Genomic DNA, 23,111 nt, shown 5'->3' on the forward strand with positions numbered 1-23,111 from the left:
TTTTTATTGCACTTAAGCATATAGACATTTATCTATATGCTTATTATAACGACTATATAGATATATGTCTATATAGTCGTAAAGGTTGATGGTGATATGATTTGTTCACCCAAATGATTAATTGATGACTGGTTCCAATTGATCATTGAGTATCAAAGCGCCGTAGTGTTGGAATTGTGAAATTAATTGTTGTTTCGTAGGATCTGATATAACCACTCCCACTCTTCCAGGATAATATCTTAAGAATTTACTAATAAGTTCTGTTGACTCAGATTTAATAATCAGCGGTTTTTTTATGGAGAAGCTAATTTGACCAACAAATCCCCAGATATCAAAAGTCTCTTTGATATCTCCAAAATCTATGAGAACATAATCCATGGTTTGAGATTTATAATCTTTTATCAATTTATGAAATTCGCCCTTAATTAATAGATCCACAGCTTCATCATCTTTAAGCGAAAGCTCTTTAACCGAATAATCCTTGTCTTTAGAGAGTACAAGATAATTAAAGGGACTTGCTATTATTGGACTTCGACTCATATTCAAATCTAATACCGGTGCTTTGATCTCCTCGAGTTCTTTCTTTACCGCACTGATAAATTCTGGAGTTGTTCCACAACATCCCCCAATTAACCTTACCCCATGCTCGACAAATTCTCTGGTATAGGAACTAAATTCTTCTGGTTTTTGTTTGTAGACTGCCTCTCCGTTGACTAACTGAGGCATCCCAGCATTGGCTTTTACCGAAAGTGGGATTGAGACAACTGAATGCATTTTTTTAATTGGATCTATTAAACTCTCTGGACCTCCTGAACAATTAGCCCCCATGATGTCCACTCCTAATGATTCACACACGATTGCACAAACTTCTGCTGAATTTCCCGACATGGTTCTACTATTATCATTAAAAAAGGTTACTGAGGCAATAATAGGAAGTGAGGTTGTTTCTTTAGCTGCTATAATCCCTGCTCTTAATTCATTGAGGTCCCCAAATGTTTCAAAATTAACGATGTCGGCGCCTGCATCTTCTATAGCCCGTAATTGTTCTTTATATATAGTATAGGCCTTATCAAAACTCAAATCTCCCGCAGGTTCTAAAACCATACCAGTCGGACCAACGGAAGCGGCAACGTAGGTGTTATCCCCTGCAATCTCTTTGGCTAATTTTACACCTTCAAAGTTTACCTGATAGGTTTTCTCCCCTAAACTATGCTTTTCTAGAGTAACTCTATTTCCTGGAAAGGTATTGGTTTGAATCACGTCAGAACCTGCTTGTTTATACAAACTATATAAGTTTTTAACTTCATCAGGCTTCGATAAATTCCAGGATTCTGAAGCTTCATCTCCTGTTAATCCTTGCCTTTGAAGCATGACCCCCTTGGAACCATCATATAATAAAACCCTTTCTTGGATTGAGTTTAGGATACGTTTCATTTATTGTTACCTCCTCTAAAATTGTAGACCTGTTAAGTATACTCAAAGGTTGAAAAAGAAACAAATTAATAGTGCAGTTGAAATATAAGGAGATATGAGATAGAATTTTTTTAATCTTATTTTAATTTTTATCAAATTCTCCTTGAAGTTTTTTGGGTTAAGATTTATACATAGTCAGTTGTGACAATACAAAAAAACAAGGAGGACACATTTTATGACAACCTTAGAACAAGTGGAAAAATTACGGGCAATGGCCAATGTAACCTATGACGAGGCAAAGACTGCTCTAGAAGCAGCTAATGGGGATTTACTCGAAGCCATCATCTATTTGGAGAAACAGGGAAAGGTAAACGAACCGAGTGGAGGCGGCTATTACAGCAGTCAAAAAACTTCGGACACATACTCAGAGTCTTACAAAGAAGGATGCTGGGACAAGAAAGCACACTGCCACCACCACGGTGCCGGCTTTTCTTCAATGGTGAAAAAACTCGGACATTTTTGCATGAAGCTGATCCGCAAAGGCAATGCTAATTCCTTTGAAGTGCTGAAGGGTGAGGAAAGCAAAGCGTCCGCTCCTGTGACAGGCTTCGCTTTACTCTTGATCTTCGCTCCTTGGATTACTATTCCACTAATTATCATCGGACTATTCTTTGGTTTTCGCTATCGTTTTAACGGACCTGATTTTAGCAACAACACTGTCAATGACGCAATAAATAGCGCTGCAGATGCTGCCGTAAACCTTAAGAAGTCCATGGATAAATAAGAAAAACTATTTGAAATGGCGGGGCTTTCAATGAGTTCTAAAATTCTAATTATTGAGGATGAGGAAAAGATTGCCCGATTCGTTGAGCTGGAGCTCGGCTATGAAGGGTATACTACAACAAAGGCCTTTGATGGCAGAACAGGGCTTGAACTCGCTGAAACCGGCGAGTTCGACCTTATTTTGCTGGATGTTATGCTGCCTCAATTAAGCGGCATGGAAGTGCTGCGCAGAATACGGCGAACCTCTTCAGTTCCTATCATTATGCTAACGGCCAGGGACAGCGTAGTAGATAAGGTTTTCGGACTGGACAGTGGAGCGAGTGATTATATCACTAAACCCTTTGCCATCGAGGAGCTTCTGGCTCGGATCCGCACTGCTCTGAGAAAAACCATGCCTGAAGATGTTGTTCTGTCTGCCTCGGGTCTCATGCTGGATACTAGCCGACATACGGTTTCCGTCAAGGGTACCCCCATCGAACTGACCAAACGCGAATTTGACCTGCTCCACTTCCTGTTAAAAAATAAAGGATTAGTCCTCTCTCGAGAAGCACTGCTCGAAAATGTATGGGGCTTTGATTTTGCAGGTGAGACCAATGCTGTCGATGTCTACGTGCGTTTTTTGCGCGGCAAGATCGACGAGGTGTTCGATATAAAACTGATTCATACCGTCAGAGGAGTGGGGTATGTGATTAAGGATGAAACATGAGCCGTTAAATCGTCCCACAAACCGAATCGGCCATAAGCTGAGGTTCTCCCTTGTGTGGAAGCTCAACCTTAAACTATTTTTTCGCTTGCTGGGGATTTTTCTGACCCTTGATGTTTTTTTGTGCCTGGTATCTGCAGCAGGCGTGATTCTACGCGCCGAACAGACTGTAATGTCAACGGCTGAAATGCTGGATAAAACGGGACTTCCCACTTTAGAGGCGCAAAATTGGCTTAAGTTAACTGGATACAGCGTTTCACTACATACAGGTGAGCCAAAAGGATTTCAATTACCCATAGACCCACAGAGCCATGTTTCGGGACAGACCATCTCCGGTATAAGGAGCATTGACCTTCCGAATTTAAACAGCATGACGTTTTGGGACCAATTAGATGGTGTTACTTATAACGTGACAACCGATAACAATGGACGTTCTTATCTTATCTCCATTCGTCTTCAGGAGACTCTCCAAATACTTGCATGGGTGTTTGCTTTATTATTCATGCTTGAGCTGTTAATGCTTTTAGGCAGTAGTTTCTCTGGCGCAAGAACGATTCGAAACGCTCTGCGACCGATTGAAGAATTGGCTGAAACTGCCCAAAACCTGAATACAGACGGCGGGGTCTTTACACCAGAACAGTTGAACGTCCTGGCAGGTAAATTAGACGATATTAATGCCACAAGGTTGGATACCAGAATCCCAGTCGATGGTACCCAAAATGAACTCAAAACCCTCGCCTCTGCCATTAACGGAATGCTAGACAGAATCAATGATTCCTACCGTTCCCAGGTACGTTTTGTATCGGATGCGTCCCATGAGCTAAGGACCCCGATTTCAGTTATTCAAGGGTATGCAAATCTGTTGGATCGATGGGGGAAGAAGGATGAAAAGGCCTTGCAAGAATCCATTGATGCCATTAAAGATGAAACTGAGAATATGAAGGGTTTGGTGGAGCAGCTTTTATTTTTAGCACGAGGGGATAATAACACCATGGCCTTGCAAATAGAGCATTTTGAACTGTCCGTGCTTGCATCAGAAGTGCTGCGGGAGACGCAAATGATTGATGGCGGGCATGAATACACTTCAAACGTTTCACCCGTCTACATTAATGCGGATAAAAGTCTGATCAAACAGGCTACACGAATTCTAGTTGACAATGCTATTAAATACACGCCCCCAGGTAGACGGATTACCGTTTCTGTTTCCAGTCATCATGGGTTTGCTCGACTGACCGTTCAAGATGAAGGAATCGGTATTCCTTCAGAGGCAGTTCCAAAAATCTTTGACCGTTTCTTCCGCGCCGACGAATCTCGTGCCAGGGCCACAGGTGGAACTGGATTGGGTTTATCGATAGCCAAGTGGATTACAGAAAGACATGGCGGGCACATAGAGGTTTTGAGCAGACAGGATATCGGTACCCGAATTTCCATTTTACTCCCTATTTCAACGGAATCATAACCTGTTTTATAGCAGGAATCTAGTTTATGTAGTAAAATACAAGACAAATATCGTTAATATTTATCAACAAAGGCAGTGAGACCAATAATATTTGGTTTCACTGCCCTATTTATTATATAAACCGGCTATTCTTTCTTCAAAGGTTAAGGTGATTTTTAATGGTAGGTGGATCCTATTGTGGTTGTTGTGTCAATATCCGTGTACCCAGAAAATCTACGATCAACTTCTTCAGAGGTTTCTATGGTCGGCTTTAGTTGGTCATTAACTGGTTCAACATCGAACAAAGAATCATCACCCAGTTTTGCGATGGCCGTTCCGCAGATAAGTCCATAGAATGCGTTCGTCAAGACATAGGACAAATTGCTAACAGGACCTTTCGGCTTCATTTTATTCCAAGGCAAAAAACTTTGAATTAACATCAAAAAAGCTCCATGAGTGATTCCAGAAACCATTCCTTTTAAAGCGTAAAAATCTCTTCCAGTCTTTACAAATAAGGTAGAGATAAGTCCCGCCCCAATAATACTGGCTACTCCATTCATGCTTAATCCTAATATATGAGCACTCTTAGTTTTTGCTTTTCGCTTGCTAGGCACAAACAATCCTGCGGCGGTCTCCCGATAAGTACGCTCCGAATATCCCATTCTATAAGATAATGTGTCAAATACTGTAACCCCAACCAATCCTAATAAACCTGCGACTACGGTTAAAAAGTATCTGTCTTTAATTTTTTTCATCTTAAACCTCCTCTTGATATAGATTATTCTTAATTATATTTTGCTTTTTTACTTAGATAATATACTTACAAATAACCATTTTGATTGTTCTGCCGGTAACACAAACAGGTTCTTTCTTTATTACAAAAAGAAAGAACCTGTTTGTTAATTGTGACTCGATACAGAATTATCTCTATAGGTTTGTCTCTTTTATAAGGCCTCTTTTTTATCTAAATACGTTTTCAACCCGGCACTTCGAAGCTTGCAGGCTGGACACTCCCCACAACCCATACCCATTATACCGTTATAACAGGTTAGGGTATTTTCTTGAATATACTCTAATCTGCCTAATTGATCTGCTAATTCCCAAGTTTCAGCTTTATCGATCCACATTAAGGGAGTGTCAATAACGAAGGTATAATCCATTGCTAAGTCCAAGGTCACATTCAGTGACTTTACGAAGACATCACGACAATCTGGGTAGCCGCTAAAATCAGTCTGACAAACCCCGGTAACAATATGATTTATACCTTTTTGTTTCGCCACAACCGCTGCAAACGACAAGAATAGTAAGTTGCGACCATCAACAAATGTGTTGGGAGGTTGTCCGCTTTCTCCTGCTTTAATTTCAATGTCAGTTCTGGTTAGGGCATTAGGAGCTAACTGGTTTAGCAGACTCATATCTAAAACCAAATGTGGTATATCAAACTCCCTAGCAATCTTGATGGCGCAATCAATCTCTGTCTTATGCCTTTGATTATAATTAAAGGTTATCGCTTCTACTCGTTCAAAGTTCTTCATAGCCCAAAATAGGCATGTCGTACTATCCTGTCCACCACTGAATACCACTATTGCTGACTTATTCAAAATCCGTTCCTCCCACCTACATATTAAATACCTTTACTGGTATGCCCCAATGAACTAAATCACTGAACATTCTATAGTCTAGCTTGTTTGAAGTAGTTTAATGTATTAAAGCATGACCCATGTCATTCACTAATTCTACGCTAATTTTAGATACATTTATAGACTGTAAATCTGTCTAATTCCACATTCCTTTAATAAACCCTGCTTTGGAAGCGTATCTTCTCGAATACTATTAATTTGAATTTAATGATTATGATTTCCTTAAACGTTGGGCTTCCATTGGACTCTATTCTTGAGAAATTTGGTTATCTTCAATCTTTTTAGAATTGTGGAACTTTGGCTAAACTAAACAATTAAGACTTAAAAGGTGTATAATATGCCTAAAGAATTATGGCGAGTTAGAATATAACTTAAATAAGGTGGTTTATATGAGTATTTTTGAGGTCATTATGTTAATTTGTTTTGGCGCCGCTTGGCCCTTGTCCATTTATAAATCTTACACTTCCCGATCAACGGAAGGTAAAAGCATATTGTTTCTGATTGTAATTCTGATTGGTTATGTGGCTGGGATCTTGCATAAAGTTTTTAATCAGTTTGATGCTGTTTTATATTTATATTTACTAAATTTCATAATGGTATTAACCGATCTCCTGATTTATGTTCGCAACCGTCGAATTGCCACTCATTCTCCCTACCGCTATAAGTCGGAAATCTCACACTCTACTGTATCAGCTAAGTAAGTAAACTCTTTCAATAGAAGATGATAATGATAAACCCTCCTGTAGCCGTGCATTGCGGCCAAACGGAGGGTTTTTGGTTTTATGGCTTAGCCGTCCTCAGGTTTCATGGTTTGTATATAGTAGACACGAGAAACTAAAATGATATTATTAAGGCATGAAGACTAAGCGAACCCAAGTGGGATTTTGAGTTGTTGATTCGCTTACTGAAAGGAAGGTGTTTTTTGCTGGAACAATTCCTAAAGCAATTAGAGTTCAATTTATCCATCTCTAAGGCCCAGATCTCGATAATTGCCACTCATTTTCGGGAGCATATGGAGCAAGGCTTACGCAGAAGTGGGAGCTCGCTGAAAATGTTTCCATCCTATCTGCAAGCTCCGAACAGCAATGAAATAGGAACCTTTCTAGCCCTTGATTTTGGCGGTTCGAATGCTCGGGCTGCTGTCGTTGAACTTAAGGGCGATGGGACCTTTATGGAATTACATAGAGTATCCCGACCTTTGTCAGACCCCATAACAGGTCGCGACCTCCGCGCCCCAAGCGTAAACGCCGAAGAGCTCTTTGATTTTCTGGCAGAGATCATTCAAAAAGTCCTTGACCATTCTCCTCTTAGTCCCATAATATCTTCTAGTATACCATTTCCCCTGGGCTTCACCTTCTCCTTCCCCTACCACCAACGAAGGATAGGAGAAGGGCTTCTCCTTAACTGGAATAAGGAAATCAAGACCGCCGGGGTGGTCGGGAAAGACGTCGGAGAATTGCTTTGTGCTGCTCTGGCCCGACAGGGACTTGGCAGTGTCGTCAGACCTACTGCAATTATTAACGATACAGTAGCCACCTTTCTAACAGCTGCTTATCAAGACTCCAGCGTAGACATCGCCTCAATTATCGGCACTGGGCATAACACATGTTACTTAGAACAAAAAGCACCGGGCGTTGATGGCTCCCTGATCATAAACACCGAGTCTGGAAACTTTTCCGCTGTTCCGGAGACTCTTTATGATCAAAGATTAGATCAGCAAAGCGATACTCCCGGAGAACAATTGTTTGAAAAAAAGCTCTCCGGCAAATACCTTGGAGAGCTTTTCCGTCAGATTATCCTGGATTTTTCTGAGAGAGGATTCCTTGATTTTGATTTCCTTCGTCACTGGAATCAACCCTACTCCATCAGCAGTAAGGACTTGTCTTTAATTCTCACTGCAGAGGATAATCACTCGCGACATTTATTCAATATACCCAGAGCTGAGCTCGATATTTTCCGAAGGGTGACCCTTCTCCTCTTTAAACGTTCTGCTCGACTGGTAGCAGCTAGCTTGATCGGAGTAATCCTTCACCAAGACCCCCACCTCATCAAACCTCATACTGTGGCTATTGACGGATCCTTGTACGAGGGAATGCCAGGCTACGCCCAGGAATTAACCGCTGCCTTAAGTGAAGGGTTAGCTAGTAAATCGAGTCTGGTCACAGTTAAATTGTCAGCCGGAGGGTCACTTACCGGGGCAGCCATAGCCGCAGCTTTAGAAAAATTGATGTAAAAGTTCCATCAGGACGATGTCTATAGCATTTGGATTACAGTCGCCATAGCTGGGCCTCCACCAACACATAAAGAGGCAACACCATACTTTCCGCCACGTCGTTTTAATTCGCTGAGCAAGGACACGATGATACGGACACCAGTACATCCAACCGGATGACCGAGAGCAATTCCAGATCCATTGGCATTAACCTTATTCATATCCAGGTTCAGTTCTTTATTGACCGCTAAAAATTGTGCCGCAAAGGCTTCATTAATTTCAAAATAATCGATATCACCAAGTTGAAGGTTTACATAGTTTAGAGCTTTAGGAATAGCATAGGCTGGTCCAATTCCCATGATTTCAGGGGCTACGCCATAGGAAGCGGTAGAAAGAACTTTGGCGATAGGTTTAACTCCAAGCTCCTTTGCTTTGGAGGCTGTCATTAAGACTAAGGCCGCTGCTCCGTCATTCAAACCTGATGCATTCCCTGCTGTCACCGTTCCGTCTTTCTTAAATGCAGTCCTTAGTTTCGCCAAACCCTCCATAGATATATCACCTCTAGGGTGCTCATCCACTTCAACAAAAGTAGTTCCTTTTCGAGTCTTTATTTCAACAGGCACGATCTCATCTTTGAAGCGACCATTTTGGATCGCTTCAATAGCACGTGTATGACTAAGGTGAGCAAGACTATCTTGTTCCTCTCGAGTGATGCAGTATTTTTCTGCAAGGTTTTCTGCAGTTACCCCCATATGATAACCCATGAAGGCATCTACCAAAGCATCATATGTTAGATGGTCTTGTAGTGTGTCAGGCCCCAACTTGATACCTTGTCTAGAATTAAGCAATAAATGAGGAGCCCTTGACATACTTTCAATTCCTACAACAACACTGATACTCGTTTTACCTAAGAGCATTTGTTGTGTCGCAATCTCTAAAGCTCTCATGGCTGAACCGCATTGTTGGTCAACTGTCGTCGCAGCGACTTCAAACGGGATACCAACCGCTAGTTGAATTTGACGAGCAGGGTTTCCTTTCACTCCAGCTTTATAGACCATTCCACCGACGACATCCTCAACCAGACTTGCCTCGACTCCGGCCTTCCCCAAAGCACCTTTTACAGCGATCGTACCAAGTTCGACAGCAGATACATCTTTTAATGACCCTAAAAAATCCCCAATAGGTGTTCTTGCTGCACCTACAATTACTACGTCTTCCATAGCTTACTCCTCTCTTTGACCTGAGTACATTTATTTATCAAACTTGTTTATGGAACTTCTGGTTTAAGACCTCATCTGATTCCAATAAAATTTAGTCCAGTAACACATTTGGCTCCTTTCTATGTCAACGTCATATGGTTTACATTTCTTTTCGACGAGGTTTTAATTTTTCCTTCCACTAATTTCTAATTGTTTCGAATAATCTGAGCTTGTGCTTTTAAGATTAGAGATAAGGTGAACTTTTACAACTGAGCGAAAGATTTTCATATTAGTAAACGAACTCAACTTTAAATAAGCTGAGTTCGTTTACTAATATGGTTATAGTGGAGAATCTTCACTTATTTCCTGAGACTGTCTTATAGGGCCAGCGTATAATGCCTCCCAAATTAAAGACATTAGTATAACCTTGCTTCAATAACATTTTGACTGCCGCTCTACTCCTATTTCCGCTCCGACAATAGATAAATATGGTTGCTTGTTTGTCTGGCAATTTTAAGCCAGCTTCCCTTTGGAGGGCATTTAAAGGTATTAGAGTACTTTTAGGGATGTGATTCTCTGTATATTCCTCCTGGGTTCTAACATCTAGAACAATGATTCCCTTCTCTGTATCCATTCTCTTTTTGGCCTCAGGCGGATCAATTTTGGGTACATTTGAGTTCATATAAGACCAGAATATGAATACTCCAGCTAATACAATTGCGATTATAATCGTCTGTTTCATGCGCACTCCTTTTTATTCAATAAAACTCCTATAAAGCCAATCGTTTAAAATTAAAGACATAAAGAATACCAATATACCCTCCCACGGTATATTGGCATTGTAAGGTGTTATTGTAACTTTGTCAATCTCTAAAATATTTATATAAAACCATTAGTTATTAGTGTGACAAAAAGGACCCTCCCCCTGACACGTTGCGTTTACCTAGCTAATCTCAACCCTAGAGTTTCGGCAAATGTTAATGCTTCATTAAATTCTCTTGAGCTTAACTTACGTGATAGTAGCTCGCAATTTTGGCAAAAAACACAGCACATAAATCTTTTCCACTCATAAAGGAAATTGATTAGGTAAATTGAATTATGTTATATAAAGGACATTTATAGGAGGTAGTAAGTTGAAGAAAAGAGAGGTTTTCATAATCGCCATCCTCTGTTTATCACTTTGGTTTAACTTCACAACCTTAAACAAAGTGGAAGAACAACGAAAACAAATTGATTACTCGATATCTCTATTGAATCAACTGAACAACCAGCTGACTCATACAAGTAATCAAATGAATCAAATAGCTGTGGAGAAAGAGTGGATTCAATCAACAAACTTTAGCCTAGTTAGTAAAGAATCTCGTGAAGATCGTATGGTAGTTCGAGGAGAATTTACGTTTCTTGAGTTAAAAGCAAATCAGAAGCCCACCATCTTCTACCGAGAAAAGGATACCACCGAATGGACTAAGGAAGTCCTAGATTCCCTTGGGGGTTTAAATTACGCAGTGGTCGTTACTCTCTCCCCTGAAAAGCACTATGAGTATCAGATTTCGGCAGAGGGGGATATTTCAAAGGGAAGTACTGTTTTAACAATTCCCCAGAAAATTTATGGTTTCCCGGAAAAGAAACTAGATATTAGTATCTCACCAGTTAAGAACTCTTCAACTTTAAGTGCTCAAGTGTACGTCGGTTTTGCTCCCGCACCCATTGAGGCAATGACTCCTGTCAAAGTAAGTATTCAGATAGAAAATGAAGGTAAACTAACTAGGACGATCCCTCTTACACTAAAAAGCGGCTTGAACTCTGAGTTTAGTGGTACCTGGGAACAAAACAAACAAGAAATGTCTTCCAATACAGAATTTTTGATTGTAACCGAGTTCAAAAATGGAGTAATTACTAAAGAGAAAACTAATACAATTATACATGAAGGTAATAGAGCTTCTCAGCGAATCATCTCTGAAGAAAAAGAGGTAATCTCCGGATCTTAAACTAAGGACACAAGCAAATGGACATAATCCAAAGCTTGTGTCTTTAACTATTGTATTTTTTTCCGACGCTCACCATGCCGCTTTGCTTGAATAAATTAGTGTAAGATATGGATTTAATACAATTATACATAGATAGATAAGTCGATTTATTAGGCTAATGAGGGGTAGGTCAAATCCATGGCCATTAATGATGACCAAGTTCTGGATATTCAATTTGAACATAAGTTTTGGCTCCAAGTTATGGGGGACCATCTTTATTTAATTCTCAATTCCCTTGCGTTTTTTGAAAAAACCGAACTACGCAAGGCCTTTTCCCTTATTCGAACACTCGAAGAGTTGCTTCAGCGCTCAAGACTGGATTCAACTCCAAATGAACTTTATAGTTTAAGTCAATACGCATTGACTTCCATCAAAAAAGTTAGGAAGTTTAAGCTCGGCTTACTTCATAGACATATCGAAGAGGCCTTGAACTCAAGTTTAAGTCCTAGTACATTAAATCACATGATTAGTGAAGCCGAAGAATATGAACGGATTCTATCAGAGCATTTACAGATAAGGAAGATTCTAAACTATTCTGCTTTAAATCATCACTTATTCTGGCTACCGGACATTGTTAATCATGCACAACAGCTTACGGCAGCCCTAGACCCGGTAGAAGCAGGCCTACAAAAACGTGTTCAGGATCATATTACAAACATTAAGAACGCTTATCTAAAAGCCCTTGAGCTAGTGGGATTTTTGCGATCAAAGCCCCCTTCGTTCCCTGCACTCAATCGCTTCAATCTGGGAGTGGGAAATCAGGTTCATTCGTTTTTGGGCTTTCAAAAGGAGCTCCAGTCTATGCTTATAACCCACCACGTTCTAGGTACGATCTCAGTGTTAAATCTTGATCACATGATTCGAGAAGAAACTTACTACCTTTATAAACTATCCCAGACTTCAGAGGTTAAAGCCCCGGACATTAACCCCGTACAACCCCGAATAATCCAAAAACTATAACAGTTATTTCGTTGGGTAACTACTATATTTTTGGGATAAGCAACTTTATCACAAATAGGAATATTATGGATAAAGACTGTAAATTAGGGGGGGTACTATGAAAGTTTCCTTATATAATCAGTTATCAAACCTCCTAAATCAAATTTATCCGGAATCATTTGAGGAACATCACAGTACTCTTCGTTCTCTATCCTCAATGCTTGCCCAGAAAACCTACACTAAGATTAGGAATCAAATCGATCCAGTCCAGGGCCTTCCTGATGCTATACAAGTATGGTTTCCAATTTGGTATCCCAAAACAAGATTAGGAATTCAGTTTACAGATACTCAAACAATCGGGGTTTATGTGCAGCAAGCCTTAGAACCAAATGGTGATTTTAATTCGCAAATTCGGTTTGCTCAGTTTAAAATCCCTCCCGCATTTACCATGACGGCTTTAACTCTGGGTTGGGGAGGCTTTCTAATCTATTCTATTGAAAAAGCAAGATCAGATGGTCGTCAAGCGATTCTACAAGAACTAGAAAAGACTAATAAACTCCTTCAGGAGCAAGGCGGTTCCTGTCTCACTAAAACCTGCGAGGAATAATGCATTAAGTCTGTAGGGGAAGGAGCCATTAAGAATGTGGCAAAAGATTATCCTATACTGGCTCTTTTGGCCTGTCCTAGGCGGTATTGTTGCCCTTTCAATCACCGTTTACCTTCTTACCGGTTGGGAAAATTTTAAACAAACTGATCCCGTTCATTTTCCAGTGCCTTATGAGGCTTGGAGTATACCTTGATTATAAAGGGGGTTGAAACTTTGATACCAAACACAAAGAATACAAATCTTAAATTTCTACCTATTAACCTTCAACCCCTCTGGTGGTTAAGAATCCTATACTGGGTCATTTGGCTGACTCTTTCAATTGTGTTATCCTTTTTTGTTAGAAAAATTGACCTTAATCAATTTAGGAAGTGCCCAAGTTCATATCCAAAAGTCTATCCGTGAGGGGGGGTATTGGGAATATATGATGCCATCCACGTCCTGTGAATCAAAGCCCGAGCCTAAAAATGTGGAATTTCAAGAGAAGCAACAAAGGAATCTTCGCAACCAAAAATTTCATGGCTTATTATTTCCAATTCCAACAATTGCAGTTATAATTATCTCTTTGATTTTTGACGTTCTTCTCTGGCAGGTCTTGGGTTTCAAAAAGTACCCTGATCGCCCATTCGAAGACAAAATAATTGAAGAGTGCTTCTAGGAGAGGCGGTGGGATAAAAGGATGTCCTATGATTTATTGTCTCTCTGGATTCATGGTTCTCGATATGGAGAGATTCCTATTTCTTATTTAGGTTTACCTGTTCTATTCAGCGTCTTCGCTGTTATTTATTACCTTATTATTGGGCTTGAGGAAATTCTAGATAATCCAAAACAAAAGTATCTCTGGTAACAATCAGACATTATCTAAAAACACATTAAAAGGAGCGAATTCCTAATTTCTTTAGGGATTCGCTCCTTACCATGTTATCCGACATAGCTAGTTTTGAATGAGTTTACTCTGTTTTTGGAGCAGAGGTGGAATCTTTAGAGGGTTTATGACCGCAGCCTTTTTTATGCCCAAAACCACGAAATTCGCCTTTATCCATGTCTTGTTCAATCCTTTGCTGACGTTCTTGCATGGCGTTCTTGATTTTTTCAGCTTTTGTTTGATCAAGAATTCCGGCCTCTACTTCCTTATCAATAATTTGAGCTTTGATAGTATACATTTGCTGATGGAGAGCTTTAATCTCCTTCAATTTGTCTTGATCAACAGCCCCGAAGGCAGGCACGGCACCTACAACCAACATCGCCAAAGCCAAAATGCTTGCAGCCAATCTTCTCATATGCCAGTCCTCCTCATTCATTTTTTGCCGGAAACATTCTTAGAATACCCAATCAAAGGTTTCTTATTACACATTAACCCTTTTGTAATTCACTATTAGACTTAGTTTTGCTCGAGTTGTTCATATTCGGCAGCGTAGTTCTGCCCCCATTTACATAGGGTATCTAAAATAGGCATGAGACTCTTACCAGCTTGAGTCAGAGAATACTCAACTTTGGGAGGGATTTGTGTATAGATGAATCTCTTGACCAAATCACTATCTTCAAGCTCTCTAAGCTGTTGTGTCAACATTTTCGGTGTGATATTGGGAAGTTGTTTCCTAAGTTCACTGTATCTCAAGGTGTTATTTCCTAAATGCCAGAGAATAAGTGCTTTCCATTTTCCACCGATAAGGGCCAAGGTTAATTCCATCGAACATTGATACTCGTTATTTTTAAACTTAATAATTTCAGTTCAACTCCTTCGGGGTTCTCTAACCACTTTCATCCCCAGTATACAAATAGGTACTATAGAACGAAAAAGTACGTACTTGCCTATATTTATTATATTGTTTAATATTATACCTGACAATATCTTGTTTAAAACGTATACGAGGAGTGTTCTGTAAATGAAAGTTGTTGCATTCAATGGAAGTCCGCGGGTCAATGGCAATACCGCCCAAGGCCTCAAAATTGTCTTGGCTGAGCTCTCAAAGGAAGGAATCGAGACCGAAATCATCCAATTAGGCGGGCGTAAAGTCTTTGGTTGCTTAGCATGTGGCAAATGTCGGGAAACAAAAGATAATCGGTGTGCGCGTAAGGACGATGAGATGAATTCGTTTATTCAGAAGATGGAAGAGGCTGATGGTATCATTATCGGTTCACCCACCTACTTCAGTAATGTGAGTACTGAAGTTAAGGCCCTTATCGACCGTTGCGGTTATGTAGCAAAATCCAATGGCGGCTCATTCCTAAAGGGAAAAGTAGGAGCATCGGTTGTTGCCGCCCGTAGGGCTGGTTCAACCTTTACTTACTCCGCCATCAACTTCTTCTTTGGCATAGCCGAAATGATTATTTGCAGTTCAAATTATTGGAATCTGACCTTATCCCGTGATCCTGGTGATGTCCAAAACGATGCAGAAGGGATCCAGACCTTCCAAACCCTTGGTAACAACATGGCCAAACTTTTGAAACAGGTCCGGTAATAAACTCTAGGTATCGTTAACCCCCTGTCAGAATAACACACTCAAAACGATAGGCTATTTATCTGAATAACCACTGCAAATTAATCTCTTTAGTTAATAGCAAGAAGTACATGTAAATTCCATGTACTTCTTGCTAATTGTTGACTTTTTCAACTGAATGAATCCCATCAAGCTCTCTAATTTCTTTAATAATTTTTTCGGTATATATTTCATAAAAAGGTGTTCTTAAATTATACTCCAAGGTCATTTTATTCTTATCTTCTTCTAACAATTTGATAGTAATATTACGAACCATTATTCTATGTGATTTTAAAGTACAATTAATACTCTCAATGGCACATTTGTTTATGAGAGTAATTTTTAAGATAAGCCGGGAACTAAAAAAGTAGATCTCAATTGAACGTTCTAAGGTTATAAAAACTAAAACTGTAACCAGAAAGGATGAATAATACAATCCTGCTCCCACAGCTAATCCAATTGCTGCAACAACCCATAGCGAAGCTGCAGTTGTTAATCCTTTGACAGATACTCCATCCCTTAAAATGGTTCCTGCTCCTAAGAAACCAATTCCTGAGACTACTTGAGATGCAAGTCGAGAAGGATCTCCATTGGGAAAATCGGTAAATCCATACATCGATATCATCATGATTAATGAGGCCCCTAGGGATACAAGAATATAAGTCCGTAATCCCGCTGGACTATCATGCCGTTCTCGTTGAAAGCCTACGATTCCTCCAAAAACGCATGCTATTAATAGTCTTAAAGCAATCTCGTAGTCCGTTATATGCAATACTAGTCACATCTTTCCCTTTCGCACTTCACCTCCTTAGTATTCCCCCATTTTTTGTTCAAATTCGTAGTACAAGCGAACTCTGACGAGACGTATAGCTAAATAGAGCCAAGTAATACACCTTGAAAAGAAAAAACTCCTCCCTACTGTTATGGAAATTAGGAGGAGTTTCTTTAAAGACATTTCTCAAAATTCATATTGGTCATGGCATGGAAATGCTTACGGTCGCAATGTTTGTTTTAGAACTTAAGGGATCCGGTATAACCGTTAACTCAAAGCTCCGTGCACTCTTTGACACTTCATAGCCTAATTCCCCAGTCATCTTACCTCCAGCCTTAATTGTCCCATTTATAGCTTCTTTAACGGCTAGATTTGCTCCCAGACTAACTTTTTGCTTTTTCCCTTCCAGATCTTTAAGCTTAAACCCTATCTTACTTCTAACCTCAATATCGACATTTCCTTGGTTTTCTATCGTCAGATCTACGAGCAGAAACGTATTGCCTGATCTTGGTGATTTAAATAAATGACCATTGCCATCCGAAGTCCTTATGCTGTTAATCTTGTATTGGAGGGTTCCGAGCTTGAACTCCTCTCCCATCACATAACTCTTCTGCTGAGGTATGCTTGATGTATGCTGGGCCAGAAATTGTGGTGAATTAGTATGGGCTTGAGTTGTTAAAGCACCAGCCCCTAGCAAGAAGATCACCATTGGTACTAGGAGGACAAGTAAACAATATTGAATCTGAGAGCAATATCTACGTTGCCTTCCCACCTTACGTGTCGCTACTAATTTCCACATGTTTTCGTCCTCCTCTATCTCCTTAGTTATTTCCTTAGTTATTTCTTTTGTTTTGTCAACAGGAGACTGATGACAATATCCTTTAAGTGAATGTTAGCACAACGCCCCTTTTCTGTCTATAGCCGACATATATGGAACCATTTATTTTGTTTATGTATAATTTGCGTGTTTTTCCTTAATTGTCTAGTATTCTAAGCATACCAGGCGTTTATTTATACTAAACAGTTATAAATATAACAAATCACATAGATAGCAATAGGCTATGATTACTATTTTTAATAACTTTGACTAAGCTATCATGGGGGCTGACGTATTAAATAAATAGGTCTTCACGTATCTCGTGAAGACCCTCCACAAATATCCTTCCATGCACGATATAACAAGTTTACGCCCTCGGAAAGTTCATCCTTACTTAATGCCCCATATCCCAATAAAAATGTACTGTCATATTTTTTGAGGATTGCACCAATAAAATAATCCGAAATCGGATAGACCTTCACGCCATTTTCAGCTGCAGCTTTACATAAGTAGGTTCCGCTCTTTGTAGTGCGCAATTTAATCAGCAAGTGATTACCTGCACTCTCACCTACAATCCTAATGTTTTCTCCAAAGATCGATAGTTCTCTGATTAGATGCGCTCGCTTTTCTTTATATAGTTTACGCATCTTATTTAGATGTTTTTCATAATTGCCCTCTGCAATAAACTTCGCAACTAACCTCTGTTCAAGAATGGATACCTCGGAACCGAATTCACTATTTATTCTATGGTAGTTTTTTAGTAATGTTACGGGCAACACCATATAACTTATCCTGATAGAGGGAGCAATTGAGGTTGAGAAGGTGCCGATATAAATAACTCTCCCGTTTTGGTCGATACTTTGCAAGGATGGCAGTGGTTTTCTGATATATCTAAATTCGCTGTCATAGTCATCTTCAATGATATATCGTTCAGGCATTTGGTTTGCAAAATTGAGGAGTTCAATTCTTCTGCCGATGGGCATGCTGATTCCTAGAGGGAATTGGTGCGAAGGGGTTACATAGACTGCTACATTAGAAAGACCCTTTAGAGGTTCAATTTCTATCCCTTTGTCATCGATGGGTATTGGTATAATCGAATGCCCCATATGGTCGAAGGTTCTATAGGCTTTTCTATATACAGGGTTTTCCAAAGCTATACATGTTGCCTTATTTAGAACAATGCTTATAGTTCGTAATGAACTTTCCGTTCCTGCTCCAATGATTATCTGACGTTCATCACAGTTAACCCCTCTTGAACTATGCAAGAAAGCAACTAATTCTCGCCTTAAATTCAAATCCCCTTGAGCCACCGTTTTCTTTAAAATGCTATAATCGAATTCATTAAAACAACTTTTAAACAGGTTCCTCCATGTCTTATACGGGAACGCACTATGATCGATGTCACTGGGCGAGAAATCAATTTTAAGATATTCCTTCCTTTCTATGAGTTGAGTATTTTCGTGCTGAGTAATGTTTATTCTATGATATATGTCAATATCACAGACAAAATATCCCTTCTTTGGAATGGCCACAATGTACCCTTCATCGATCAACTGACTATACGCTGTATCGATGGTATTAATACTCACGCCAAGGTGTTCCGCTAGCTTTCGCTTTGATGGTATCTTATCATGAGGCTTATAGTTTTTAGATTGGATTTCGGCTCTAACCCATTCATAAATTTGTTTATATAAGGGTGCTTTACTAGTGCATAAGGGCAAAGTAATCATGGAAATCCTCCAAACTGATACTATACAACTATTAAAAACTGATACTTATGTAGGTAACAGATATATTCTATAATCAATACATTAATTGTCAAGGAGGAACTAGTACAATGAATAAACAAAAGAGGGTAGCTGCAATTCACGATATTTCTTGTGTAGGGAGATGTTCACTTACCGTTGCACTGCCAATCCTTTCCGCTGCAGGGTTTGACACAAGTGTTTTACCAACTGCGATTCTATCTACTCATACTGGTGGCTTTGAGGGTTTTACATATAGAGATTTAACTGAGGATATTAAGCCAATTTCAGATCACTGGCAATCTCTGAATCTAAACTTCAACGCTTTATACAGTGGTTTTTTAGGATCCTTTGAGCAGATTGATTTAGTCGCAGATCTCTTTGATACTTTTAGAAGGAATGACACACTGGTAATGGTTGACCCTGTAATGGCGGACAATGGAGTTTTATATTCAATTTATTCGCCTGAAATGGCTAAGGGAATGACCAAATTGTGTGCCAAGGCAGATATTATCGTCCCTAATTTAACGGAAGCTGCTTTCCTCTTAGAAGAAGAGTACGTTGGGGAAAATTATTCACAGGAGTATATTGAGTCCACCTTAAAGAAACTTTCTTCCCTAGGTGCAAAAAAGGTGGTTCTTTCGGGGGTTTCCTTTGAGAAAGACAAATTGGGAGCCGCAGCCTTTGATAGCAACACCGGGAAGGTTAGCTACGCCTTCAATGATAAGATCGAGGGCTATTTTCATGGTACAGGTGACGTTTTTGGGAGTGCCTTATTATCTGCGTTGTTAAACGATTTTCCTCTTGAAAAAGCCGTACAAATAGCTGTCGACTATACACATAGATGTATAAGCCTGACCCATGAGGCTGGACTTGAAAAAAGATATGGCGTCTGCTTCGAAAAAGCGATACCATATCTTATAAAACAATTGGGGCTATTCGTAGTATAAAACTATTATAAGAAAACCCTAAAGTTATACTTTCTACTATTCTGAAAAAATACTTTTCATCATCTGATGGTGCTGCGAAGCGGCATGGAAAAAAAGCCCGCAAACCTGCGGGTTTTTTTAGTGTTGCCCCATTATTACCAGTTGCTTGGCCATACTTTCTATTCTCACCAAACTATTGGCAATTTCCGTTATATCATTAGCATGATTTTCAGTTGCCTCTGTCAGTTGCTTGATAGCCTCGATCAGTAGCCCCACTGACGACTGAACCTCCTGCACATTAGTTTCGATCGCTTGAGTAGAGGTATCTGTATCAATGGCAAGCTTCCTGACTTCCTCCGAAACAATAGCAAACCCCCTGCCATGCTCACCTGCCCGGGATGCTTCAATGGCTGCATTAATCCCTAATATGTTACTCTGTTTAGAAATTTTTTTAATTTGCTGAGTTAATTCATTGGTTCTTCGCATCTCGGTGCTTACCTGTTCAGTCTCAGTATCCATATTTCGAAGAGTTGCTGCCAGCTCTTCAGTCGATGCTGACAAACTGTGAGCTGAGGAAGAAATCGTAACTACAGATTCAAGGATTTCCTGACCGGTTGCTAGAAGATTATCGTAATGTTCAAGTGAACAGGCAATGGCAAGACACCCAGCAATCTTTGACTCTTCGAAGATAGGTAGGGCAATACCGACAAAAGGCACACCAAAAAGATCCTTGGATACACGTCTTACAACTCGTTTTCCACTCGTAAGGGCTTCTAACACATTAGAACCTGGCGTAGGCGGGTTCCCAATCTTGGCTTTGGTATCAATGGTCTTTCCGGGGTAATAAGCAACAATCTTCTCCCTATCGAATAAGGTAACGGCAACGTCTTCATCGTAAAACTGCTGAACCTCGCCAGCAATCATCTGGTAAGCCTCAAATCTTTTCACTTAGTTTCCTCCGTCTATTAGAAATATAGTATTAAAGCAAAAGCTACAAGCACCCATATCAACTTTGATCTATAATTTTAACAAGCCCACTACCGTCCACCAATAGAACAAAGGTCCTTAAAAAGGGGATAGCTTTGGTCTATAATTTCATACCTAGGAAATCTAAATTTGTTTAGTATGTTCATTATTTTATCATTAACCTTAACAATAGTACATATTAATACAAAATTACTCTAAATCTACAATTATTTACTGTCGTTCTAACTCACGCCCCTTGCATATGCTAGTGCAAGGGGGTGTGATAATGCGGACGCTGAAACGTGGTTCCAGAGGCAACGATGTTATGGAAATCCAGAGCCTCTTGAAAAAGATCGGCTATAGCCCTGGACTTATTGATGGCATTTTTGGCCTTCAGACAGAAAAAGCGATCGTACAGCTTCAAAGACACAATGGGCTAGTCGCCGATGGTATTATTGAGTCCAATACTCACAAAGTGTTAGAGCGATTTCTCCTAGGGTATGAGAACTATACCGTCAAATCAGGGGATACCATCTTTAAAATTGCCCAAAAGTATTCAATTAATATCGAATTGTTACTTACCGCAAACTTTGGAACTAATCCCTTGGCTCTTCAAGTTGGACAGGTGATCAAAGTCCCCTATGCTTTCGATGTTGTAGATACTAATATTAACTATACATATGAAATCATGGAGAGAGATATTGAGGGCTTAAAGAGTCGATATCCTTTTATCGAAGTTGGGGTGGCTGGTAAAAGTGTGCTTGGGAAAAACTTATACACCCTCAAATTAGGGAACGGGCCTGTGAAAGTCTTCTATAACAGTGTTCATCATGGCTTAGAATGGATAACATCGCCCTTAGTTATGAAATTTGTCGAGAATTTTGCTAAGGCTTACGCTACTGAACGCCCATTGCGCGGGTATAATCTAAATGATATCTGGCTGAATACTACGATATATATTATGCCTATGGTTAATCCTGATGGAGTGGATTTAGTTCTCCATGGATTGCAACAGACTAATCCCTTTTATGACGAACTGATTGCTTGGAATGATGGCCGAATGAACTTCGGAGAAGTTTGGCAGGCCAACATAAGGGGAGTCGATTTAAACCACAACTACGATGCCTCGTGGCAACTTTCTAAACAAGCTGAGCCGGCTTATGGCGTGAATGGTCCAGGGCCTACCAGGTATTCCGGCGAATATCCGGAGTCTGAACCCGAGTCAAAGGCTGTGGCAGACTTCACTAGACACCATGACTTTAAATTAGTACTTGCTTTCCATAGTCAAGGTGAAGAAATCTACTGGACCTATCAGGATAAGACTCCATCTCAAGCTCGACGCATTGGCGACGTTTTCTCCCAGTTAAGCGGGTATTCTTTGTCGGAAACGACTGGGATTGCCTCCTTCGCTGGTTACAAAGATTGGTTTATCGACAAGTACTGTCGCCCCGGTTACACAATCGAAGTAGGTCTGGGAAAAAATCCACTTCCAATATCTCAGTTCAGCAAAATCTATCAAGATAATGAAGGGGTTTTACTAGCTGCCCCTATTCAAGCACGCTCCTAAATTAAAGATTTGTACCTTAATTAGTAAAATACCTCTCAAAGAGAAGCCAGGAAGCGAAATCCATCTTCCGGCCTTCTCATATAAGTGTCCTTCTTAAGTCTCAAAAAAGGAGCTGATATACTGTAATACTAGCCGAATAATTTGGTATGATATAAGAGACTATTGTCTTTAGTATCGTTCTTATTATTTTTCAAGTTCAGAAGTAACTACATAGCGAATTTTTCAATTGCAAACTATTTAAGGGGGACAATTTGATGCCGAATTTCACCGAAATTAAGCCTGAGCTTTTTGAACAGAGTCCATTTAAATTAATAGGTAAGGATTGGATGCTTATTACTGCTCAAAAGGATAAAAAAGTGAATACAATGACAGCCTCTTGGGGTGGCTTTGGCGTAATGTGGGGGAAAAATGTTGCCTATATTGTACTTCGCCCACAACGTTACACTAAGGAGTTTATAGATAGCTCTGACACATTTTCGCTATCCTTTCTAGATAACAGCTTTAAGACAACATTAACTTACCTTGGAACCAAATCTGGTAGGGATGAGGATAAAATCACAAATTCCAAGTTAACTGTTCTCCATACCGAGGATATTCCGTATTTTGAAGAAGCAAATGTCGCCATTTTATGCAAGAAACTATATGCTCAAGACTATAAACCCGAGTGTTTCGTTGCTCCTGAACTGATCGAAAAATGGTATCCAGAGGTTGACTATCATACTTTATATATTGCAGAAATTCAAAAAATCCTTATTAGAGAGTAGTTTAAAGATGCATCCTAAGATTCTTTTCAAGCAATTTCAGATATCGTTCAAGGAAAATAACGAATTTAGACATGTATGGAACTAAAATATAGTAAACCCGCTAAACATTCTTA

Annotated in this window: 26 protein-coding genes; 15 read left to right on the top strand and 11 right to left on the bottom strand. The window is 39.7% G+C overall.

The window, feature by feature from the left end:
• Positions 1 to 117: 117 nt before the first annotated feature.
• A complete protein-coding gene (locus HGJ98_RS01550; protein ID WP_291349230.1) occupies positions 118 to 1,434 on the bottom strand; it encodes a homocysteine S-methyltransferase family protein in 1,317 nt (438 codons plus the stop codon).
• Between the two features lie 214 nt (positions 1,435 to 1,648).
• Here HGJ98_RS01550 and HGJ98_RS01555 point away from each other — a divergent pair, with 214 nt between their 5' ends.
• The 3 genes from HGJ98_RS01555 to HGJ98_RS01565 are packed head-to-tail and all read left to right on the top strand — an operon-like array spanning position 1,649 to position 4,358.
• Positions 1,649 to 2,197 (top strand): ubiquitin, encoded by a 549-nt coding sequence (locus HGJ98_RS01555; RefSeq protein ID WP_291349231.1) that lies wholly within the window; start codon positions 1,649 to 1,651, stop codon positions 2,195 to 2,197.
• A gap of 30 nt (positions 2,198 to 2,227) precedes the next feature.
• Positions 2,228 to 2,902 carry a response regulator transcription factor gene (locus HGJ98_RS01560; RefSeq protein ID WP_291349232.1) on the top strand — a complete coding sequence of 225 codons (675 nt, stop codon included), beginning with the start codon at positions 2,228 to 2,230 and terminating at the stop codon, positions 2,900 to 2,902.
• Positions 2,892 to 4,358 carry a cell wall metabolism sensor histidine kinase WalK gene (locus HGJ98_RS01565; protein ID WP_291349233.1) on the top strand — a complete coding sequence of 489 codons (1,467 nt, stop codon included), beginning with the start codon at positions 2,892 to 2,894 and terminating at the stop codon, positions 4,356 to 4,358. Before HGJ98_RS01560 ends, HGJ98_RS01565 begins: the two co-directional genes overlap by 11 nt.
• A 155-nt stretch (positions 4,359 to 4,513) precedes the next feature.
• Here the strand turns inward: HGJ98_RS01565 and HGJ98_RS01570 are convergent, their stop codons facing one another.
• Together HGJ98_RS01570 and queC are read right to left on the bottom strand one after the other, a co-directional pair.
• Positions 4,514 to 5,092, bottom strand: a complete 579-nt coding sequence (locus tag HGJ98_RS01570) for a hypothetical protein (protein WP_291349234.1) — start codon at positions 5,090 to 5,092, stop codon at positions 4,514 to 4,516.
• Positions 5,093 to 5,281: 189 nt separating this feature from the next.
• Entirely contained in the window at positions 5,282 to 5,938 is a 657-nt protein-coding gene (queC, locus tag HGJ98_RS01575; protein WP_291349235.1) for a 7-cyano-7-deazaguanine synthase QueC, read from the bottom strand.
• A 428-nt stretch (positions 5,939 to 6,366) separates the two neighbouring features.
• Here queC and HGJ98_RS01580 point away from each other — a divergent pair, with 428 nt between their 5' ends.
• Positions 6,367 to 6,678 (top strand): PQ-loop domain-containing transporter, encoded by a 312-nt coding sequence (locus HGJ98_RS01580; RefSeq protein WP_291349236.1) that lies wholly within the window; start codon positions 6,367 to 6,369, stop codon positions 6,676 to 6,678.
• A 221-nt stretch (positions 6,679 to 6,899) separates the two neighbouring features.
• Complete coding sequence (locus HGJ98_RS01585) at positions 6,900 to 8,210, top strand: hexokinase (protein ID WP_291349237.1); 1,311 nt, start codon at positions 6,900 to 6,902, stop codon at positions 8,208 to 8,210.
• A gap of 20 nt (positions 8,211 to 8,230) precedes the next feature.
• On the opposite strand, the gene HGJ98_RS01590 is transcribed toward HGJ98_RS01585, so the two are convergent.
• Together HGJ98_RS01590 and HGJ98_RS01595 are read right to left on the bottom strand one after the other, a co-directional pair.
• Complete coding sequence (locus HGJ98_RS01590; RefSeq protein ID WP_291349238.1) at positions 8,231 to 9,409, bottom strand: thiolase family protein; 1,179 nt, start codon at positions 9,407 to 9,409, stop codon at positions 8,231 to 8,233.
• A gap of 334 nt (positions 9,410 to 9,743) precedes the next feature.
• Positions 9,744 to 10,130 carry a rhodanese-like domain-containing protein gene (locus HGJ98_RS01595; protein ID WP_291349239.1) on the bottom strand — a complete coding sequence of 129 codons (387 nt, stop codon included), beginning with the start codon at positions 10,128 to 10,130 and terminating at the stop codon, positions 9,744 to 9,746.
• 391 nt (positions 10,131 to 10,521) lie between these two features.
• On the opposite strand from HGJ98_RS01595, the gene HGJ98_RS01600 reads away from it, so the two are divergent.
• The 6 genes from HGJ98_RS01600 (at position 10,522) to HGJ98_RS01625 (ending at position 13,805) form a co-directional block, all read left to right on the top strand.
• Complete coding sequence (locus HGJ98_RS01600) at positions 10,522 to 11,376, top strand: hypothetical protein (protein ID WP_291349240.1); 855 nt, start codon at positions 10,522 to 10,524, stop codon at positions 11,374 to 11,376.
• Between the two features lie 177 nt (positions 11,377 to 11,553).
• The gene (locus tag HGJ98_RS01605; RefSeq protein WP_291349241.1) at positions 11,554 to 12,375 is read left to right on the top strand and encodes a DUF2935 domain-containing protein; all 822 of its coding nucleotides are present in this window, start codon (positions 11,554 to 11,556) and stop codon (positions 12,373 to 12,375) included.
• Between the two features lie 97 nt (positions 12,376 to 12,472).
• On the top strand, positions 12,473 to 12,961 hold the full coding sequence (locus HGJ98_RS01610) for a hypothetical protein (protein WP_291349242.1): 489 nt from the start codon (positions 12,473 to 12,475) through the stop codon (positions 12,959 to 12,961).
• A 34-nt stretch (positions 12,962 to 12,995) separates the two neighbouring features.
• Positions 12,996 to 13,154, top strand: coding sequence for a hypothetical protein (locus HGJ98_RS01615; RefSeq protein WP_291349243.1), 159 nt, complete (start codon positions 12,996 to 12,998; stop codon positions 13,152 to 13,154).
• Between the two features lie 141 nt (positions 13,155 to 13,295).
• Positions 13,296 to 13,616, top strand: a complete 321-nt coding sequence (locus HGJ98_RS01620) for a hypothetical protein (RefSeq protein WP_291349244.1) — start codon at positions 13,296 to 13,298, stop codon at positions 13,614 to 13,616.
• 21 nt (positions 13,617 to 13,637) lie between these two features.
• Positions 13,638 to 13,805 carry a hypothetical protein gene (locus HGJ98_RS01625; protein ID WP_291349245.1) on the top strand — a complete coding sequence of 56 codons (168 nt, stop codon included), beginning with the start codon at positions 13,638 to 13,640 and terminating at the stop codon, positions 13,803 to 13,805.
• A gap of 103 nt (positions 13,806 to 13,908) precedes the next feature.
• Here HGJ98_RS01625 and HGJ98_RS01630 read toward each other — a convergent pair whose 3' ends face one another.
• Positions 13,909 to 14,238 (bottom strand): DUF2680 domain-containing protein, encoded by a 330-nt coding sequence (locus HGJ98_RS01630; protein ID WP_291349246.1) that lies wholly within the window; start codon positions 14,236 to 14,238, stop codon positions 13,909 to 13,911.
• Between the two features lie 101 nt (positions 14,239 to 14,339).
• Positions 14,340 to 14,684 carry a helix-turn-helix domain-containing protein gene (locus HGJ98_RS01635; RefSeq protein ID WP_291349256.1) on the bottom strand — a complete coding sequence of 115 codons (345 nt, stop codon included), beginning with the start codon at positions 14,682 to 14,684 and terminating at the stop codon, positions 14,340 to 14,342.
• Positions 14,685 to 14,844: 160 nt separating this feature from the next.
• Here HGJ98_RS01635 and HGJ98_RS01640 point away from each other — a divergent pair, with 160 nt between their 5' ends.
• Positions 14,845 to 15,420: a flavodoxin family protein gene (locus HGJ98_RS01640; protein ID WP_291349247.1), complete on the top strand. Its 576-nt coding sequence runs from the start codon at positions 14,845 to 14,847 to the stop codon at positions 15,418 to 15,420.
• Between the two features lie 133 nt (positions 15,421 to 15,553).
• Here the strand turns inward: HGJ98_RS01640 and HGJ98_RS01645 are convergent, their stop codons facing one another.
• The 3 genes from HGJ98_RS01645 to HGJ98_RS01655 all read right to left on the bottom strand — a co-directional run bounded on the left by HGJ98_RS01645 (position 15,554) and on the right by HGJ98_RS01655 (position 18,757).
• Entirely contained in the window at positions 15,554 to 16,210 is a 657-nt protein-coding gene (locus HGJ98_RS01645; RefSeq protein ID WP_291349248.1) for an MgtC/SapB family protein, read from the bottom strand.
• 202 nt (positions 16,211 to 16,412) lie between these two features.
• Complete coding sequence (locus tag HGJ98_RS01650; protein WP_291349249.1) at positions 16,413 to 17,009, bottom strand: DUF4352 domain-containing protein; 597 nt, start codon at positions 17,007 to 17,009, stop codon at positions 16,413 to 16,415.
• A gap of 329 nt (positions 17,010 to 17,338) precedes the next feature.
• The gene (locus tag HGJ98_RS01655; protein ID WP_291349250.1) at positions 17,339 to 18,757 is read right to left on the bottom strand and encodes a PLP-dependent aminotransferase family protein; all 1,419 of its coding nucleotides are present in this window, start codon (positions 18,755 to 18,757) and stop codon (positions 17,339 to 17,341) included.
• Between the two features lie 107 nt (positions 18,758 to 18,864).
• Here HGJ98_RS01655 and HGJ98_RS01660 point away from each other — a divergent pair, with 107 nt between their 5' ends.
• Positions 18,865 to 19,722, top strand: coding sequence for a pyridoxamine kinase (locus HGJ98_RS01660; RefSeq protein ID WP_291349251.1), 858 nt, complete (start codon positions 18,865 to 18,867; stop codon positions 19,720 to 19,722).
• A gap of 117 nt (positions 19,723 to 19,839) precedes the next feature.
• On the opposite strand, the gene HGJ98_RS01665 is transcribed toward HGJ98_RS01660, so the two are convergent.
• Complete coding sequence (locus HGJ98_RS01665) at positions 19,840 to 20,649, bottom strand: methyl-accepting chemotaxis protein (protein WP_291349252.1); 810 nt, start codon at positions 20,647 to 20,649, stop codon at positions 19,840 to 19,842.
• Positions 20,650 to 20,953: 304 nt separating this feature from the next.
• Here HGJ98_RS01665 and HGJ98_RS01670 point away from each other — a divergent pair, with 304 nt between their 5' ends.
• Together HGJ98_RS01670 and HGJ98_RS01675 are read left to right on the top strand one after the other, a co-directional pair.
• Entirely contained in the window at positions 20,954 to 22,234 is a 1,281-nt protein-coding gene (locus HGJ98_RS01670; RefSeq protein WP_291349253.1) for a M14 family metallopeptidase, read from the top strand.
• Positions 22,235 to 22,488: 254 nt separating this feature from the next.
• On the top strand, positions 22,489 to 22,998 hold the full coding sequence (locus HGJ98_RS01675; protein ID WP_291349254.1) for a flavin reductase: 510 nt from the start codon (positions 22,489 to 22,491) through the stop codon (positions 22,996 to 22,998).
• Positions 22,999 to 23,111 lie beyond the last annotated feature (113 nt).

This window comes from Desulfosporosinus sp., from assembly GCF_014237355.1.
Taxonomy (GTDB): domain Bacteria; phylum Bacillota; class Desulfitobacteriia; order Desulfitobacteriales; family Desulfitobacteriaceae; genus Desulfosporosinus.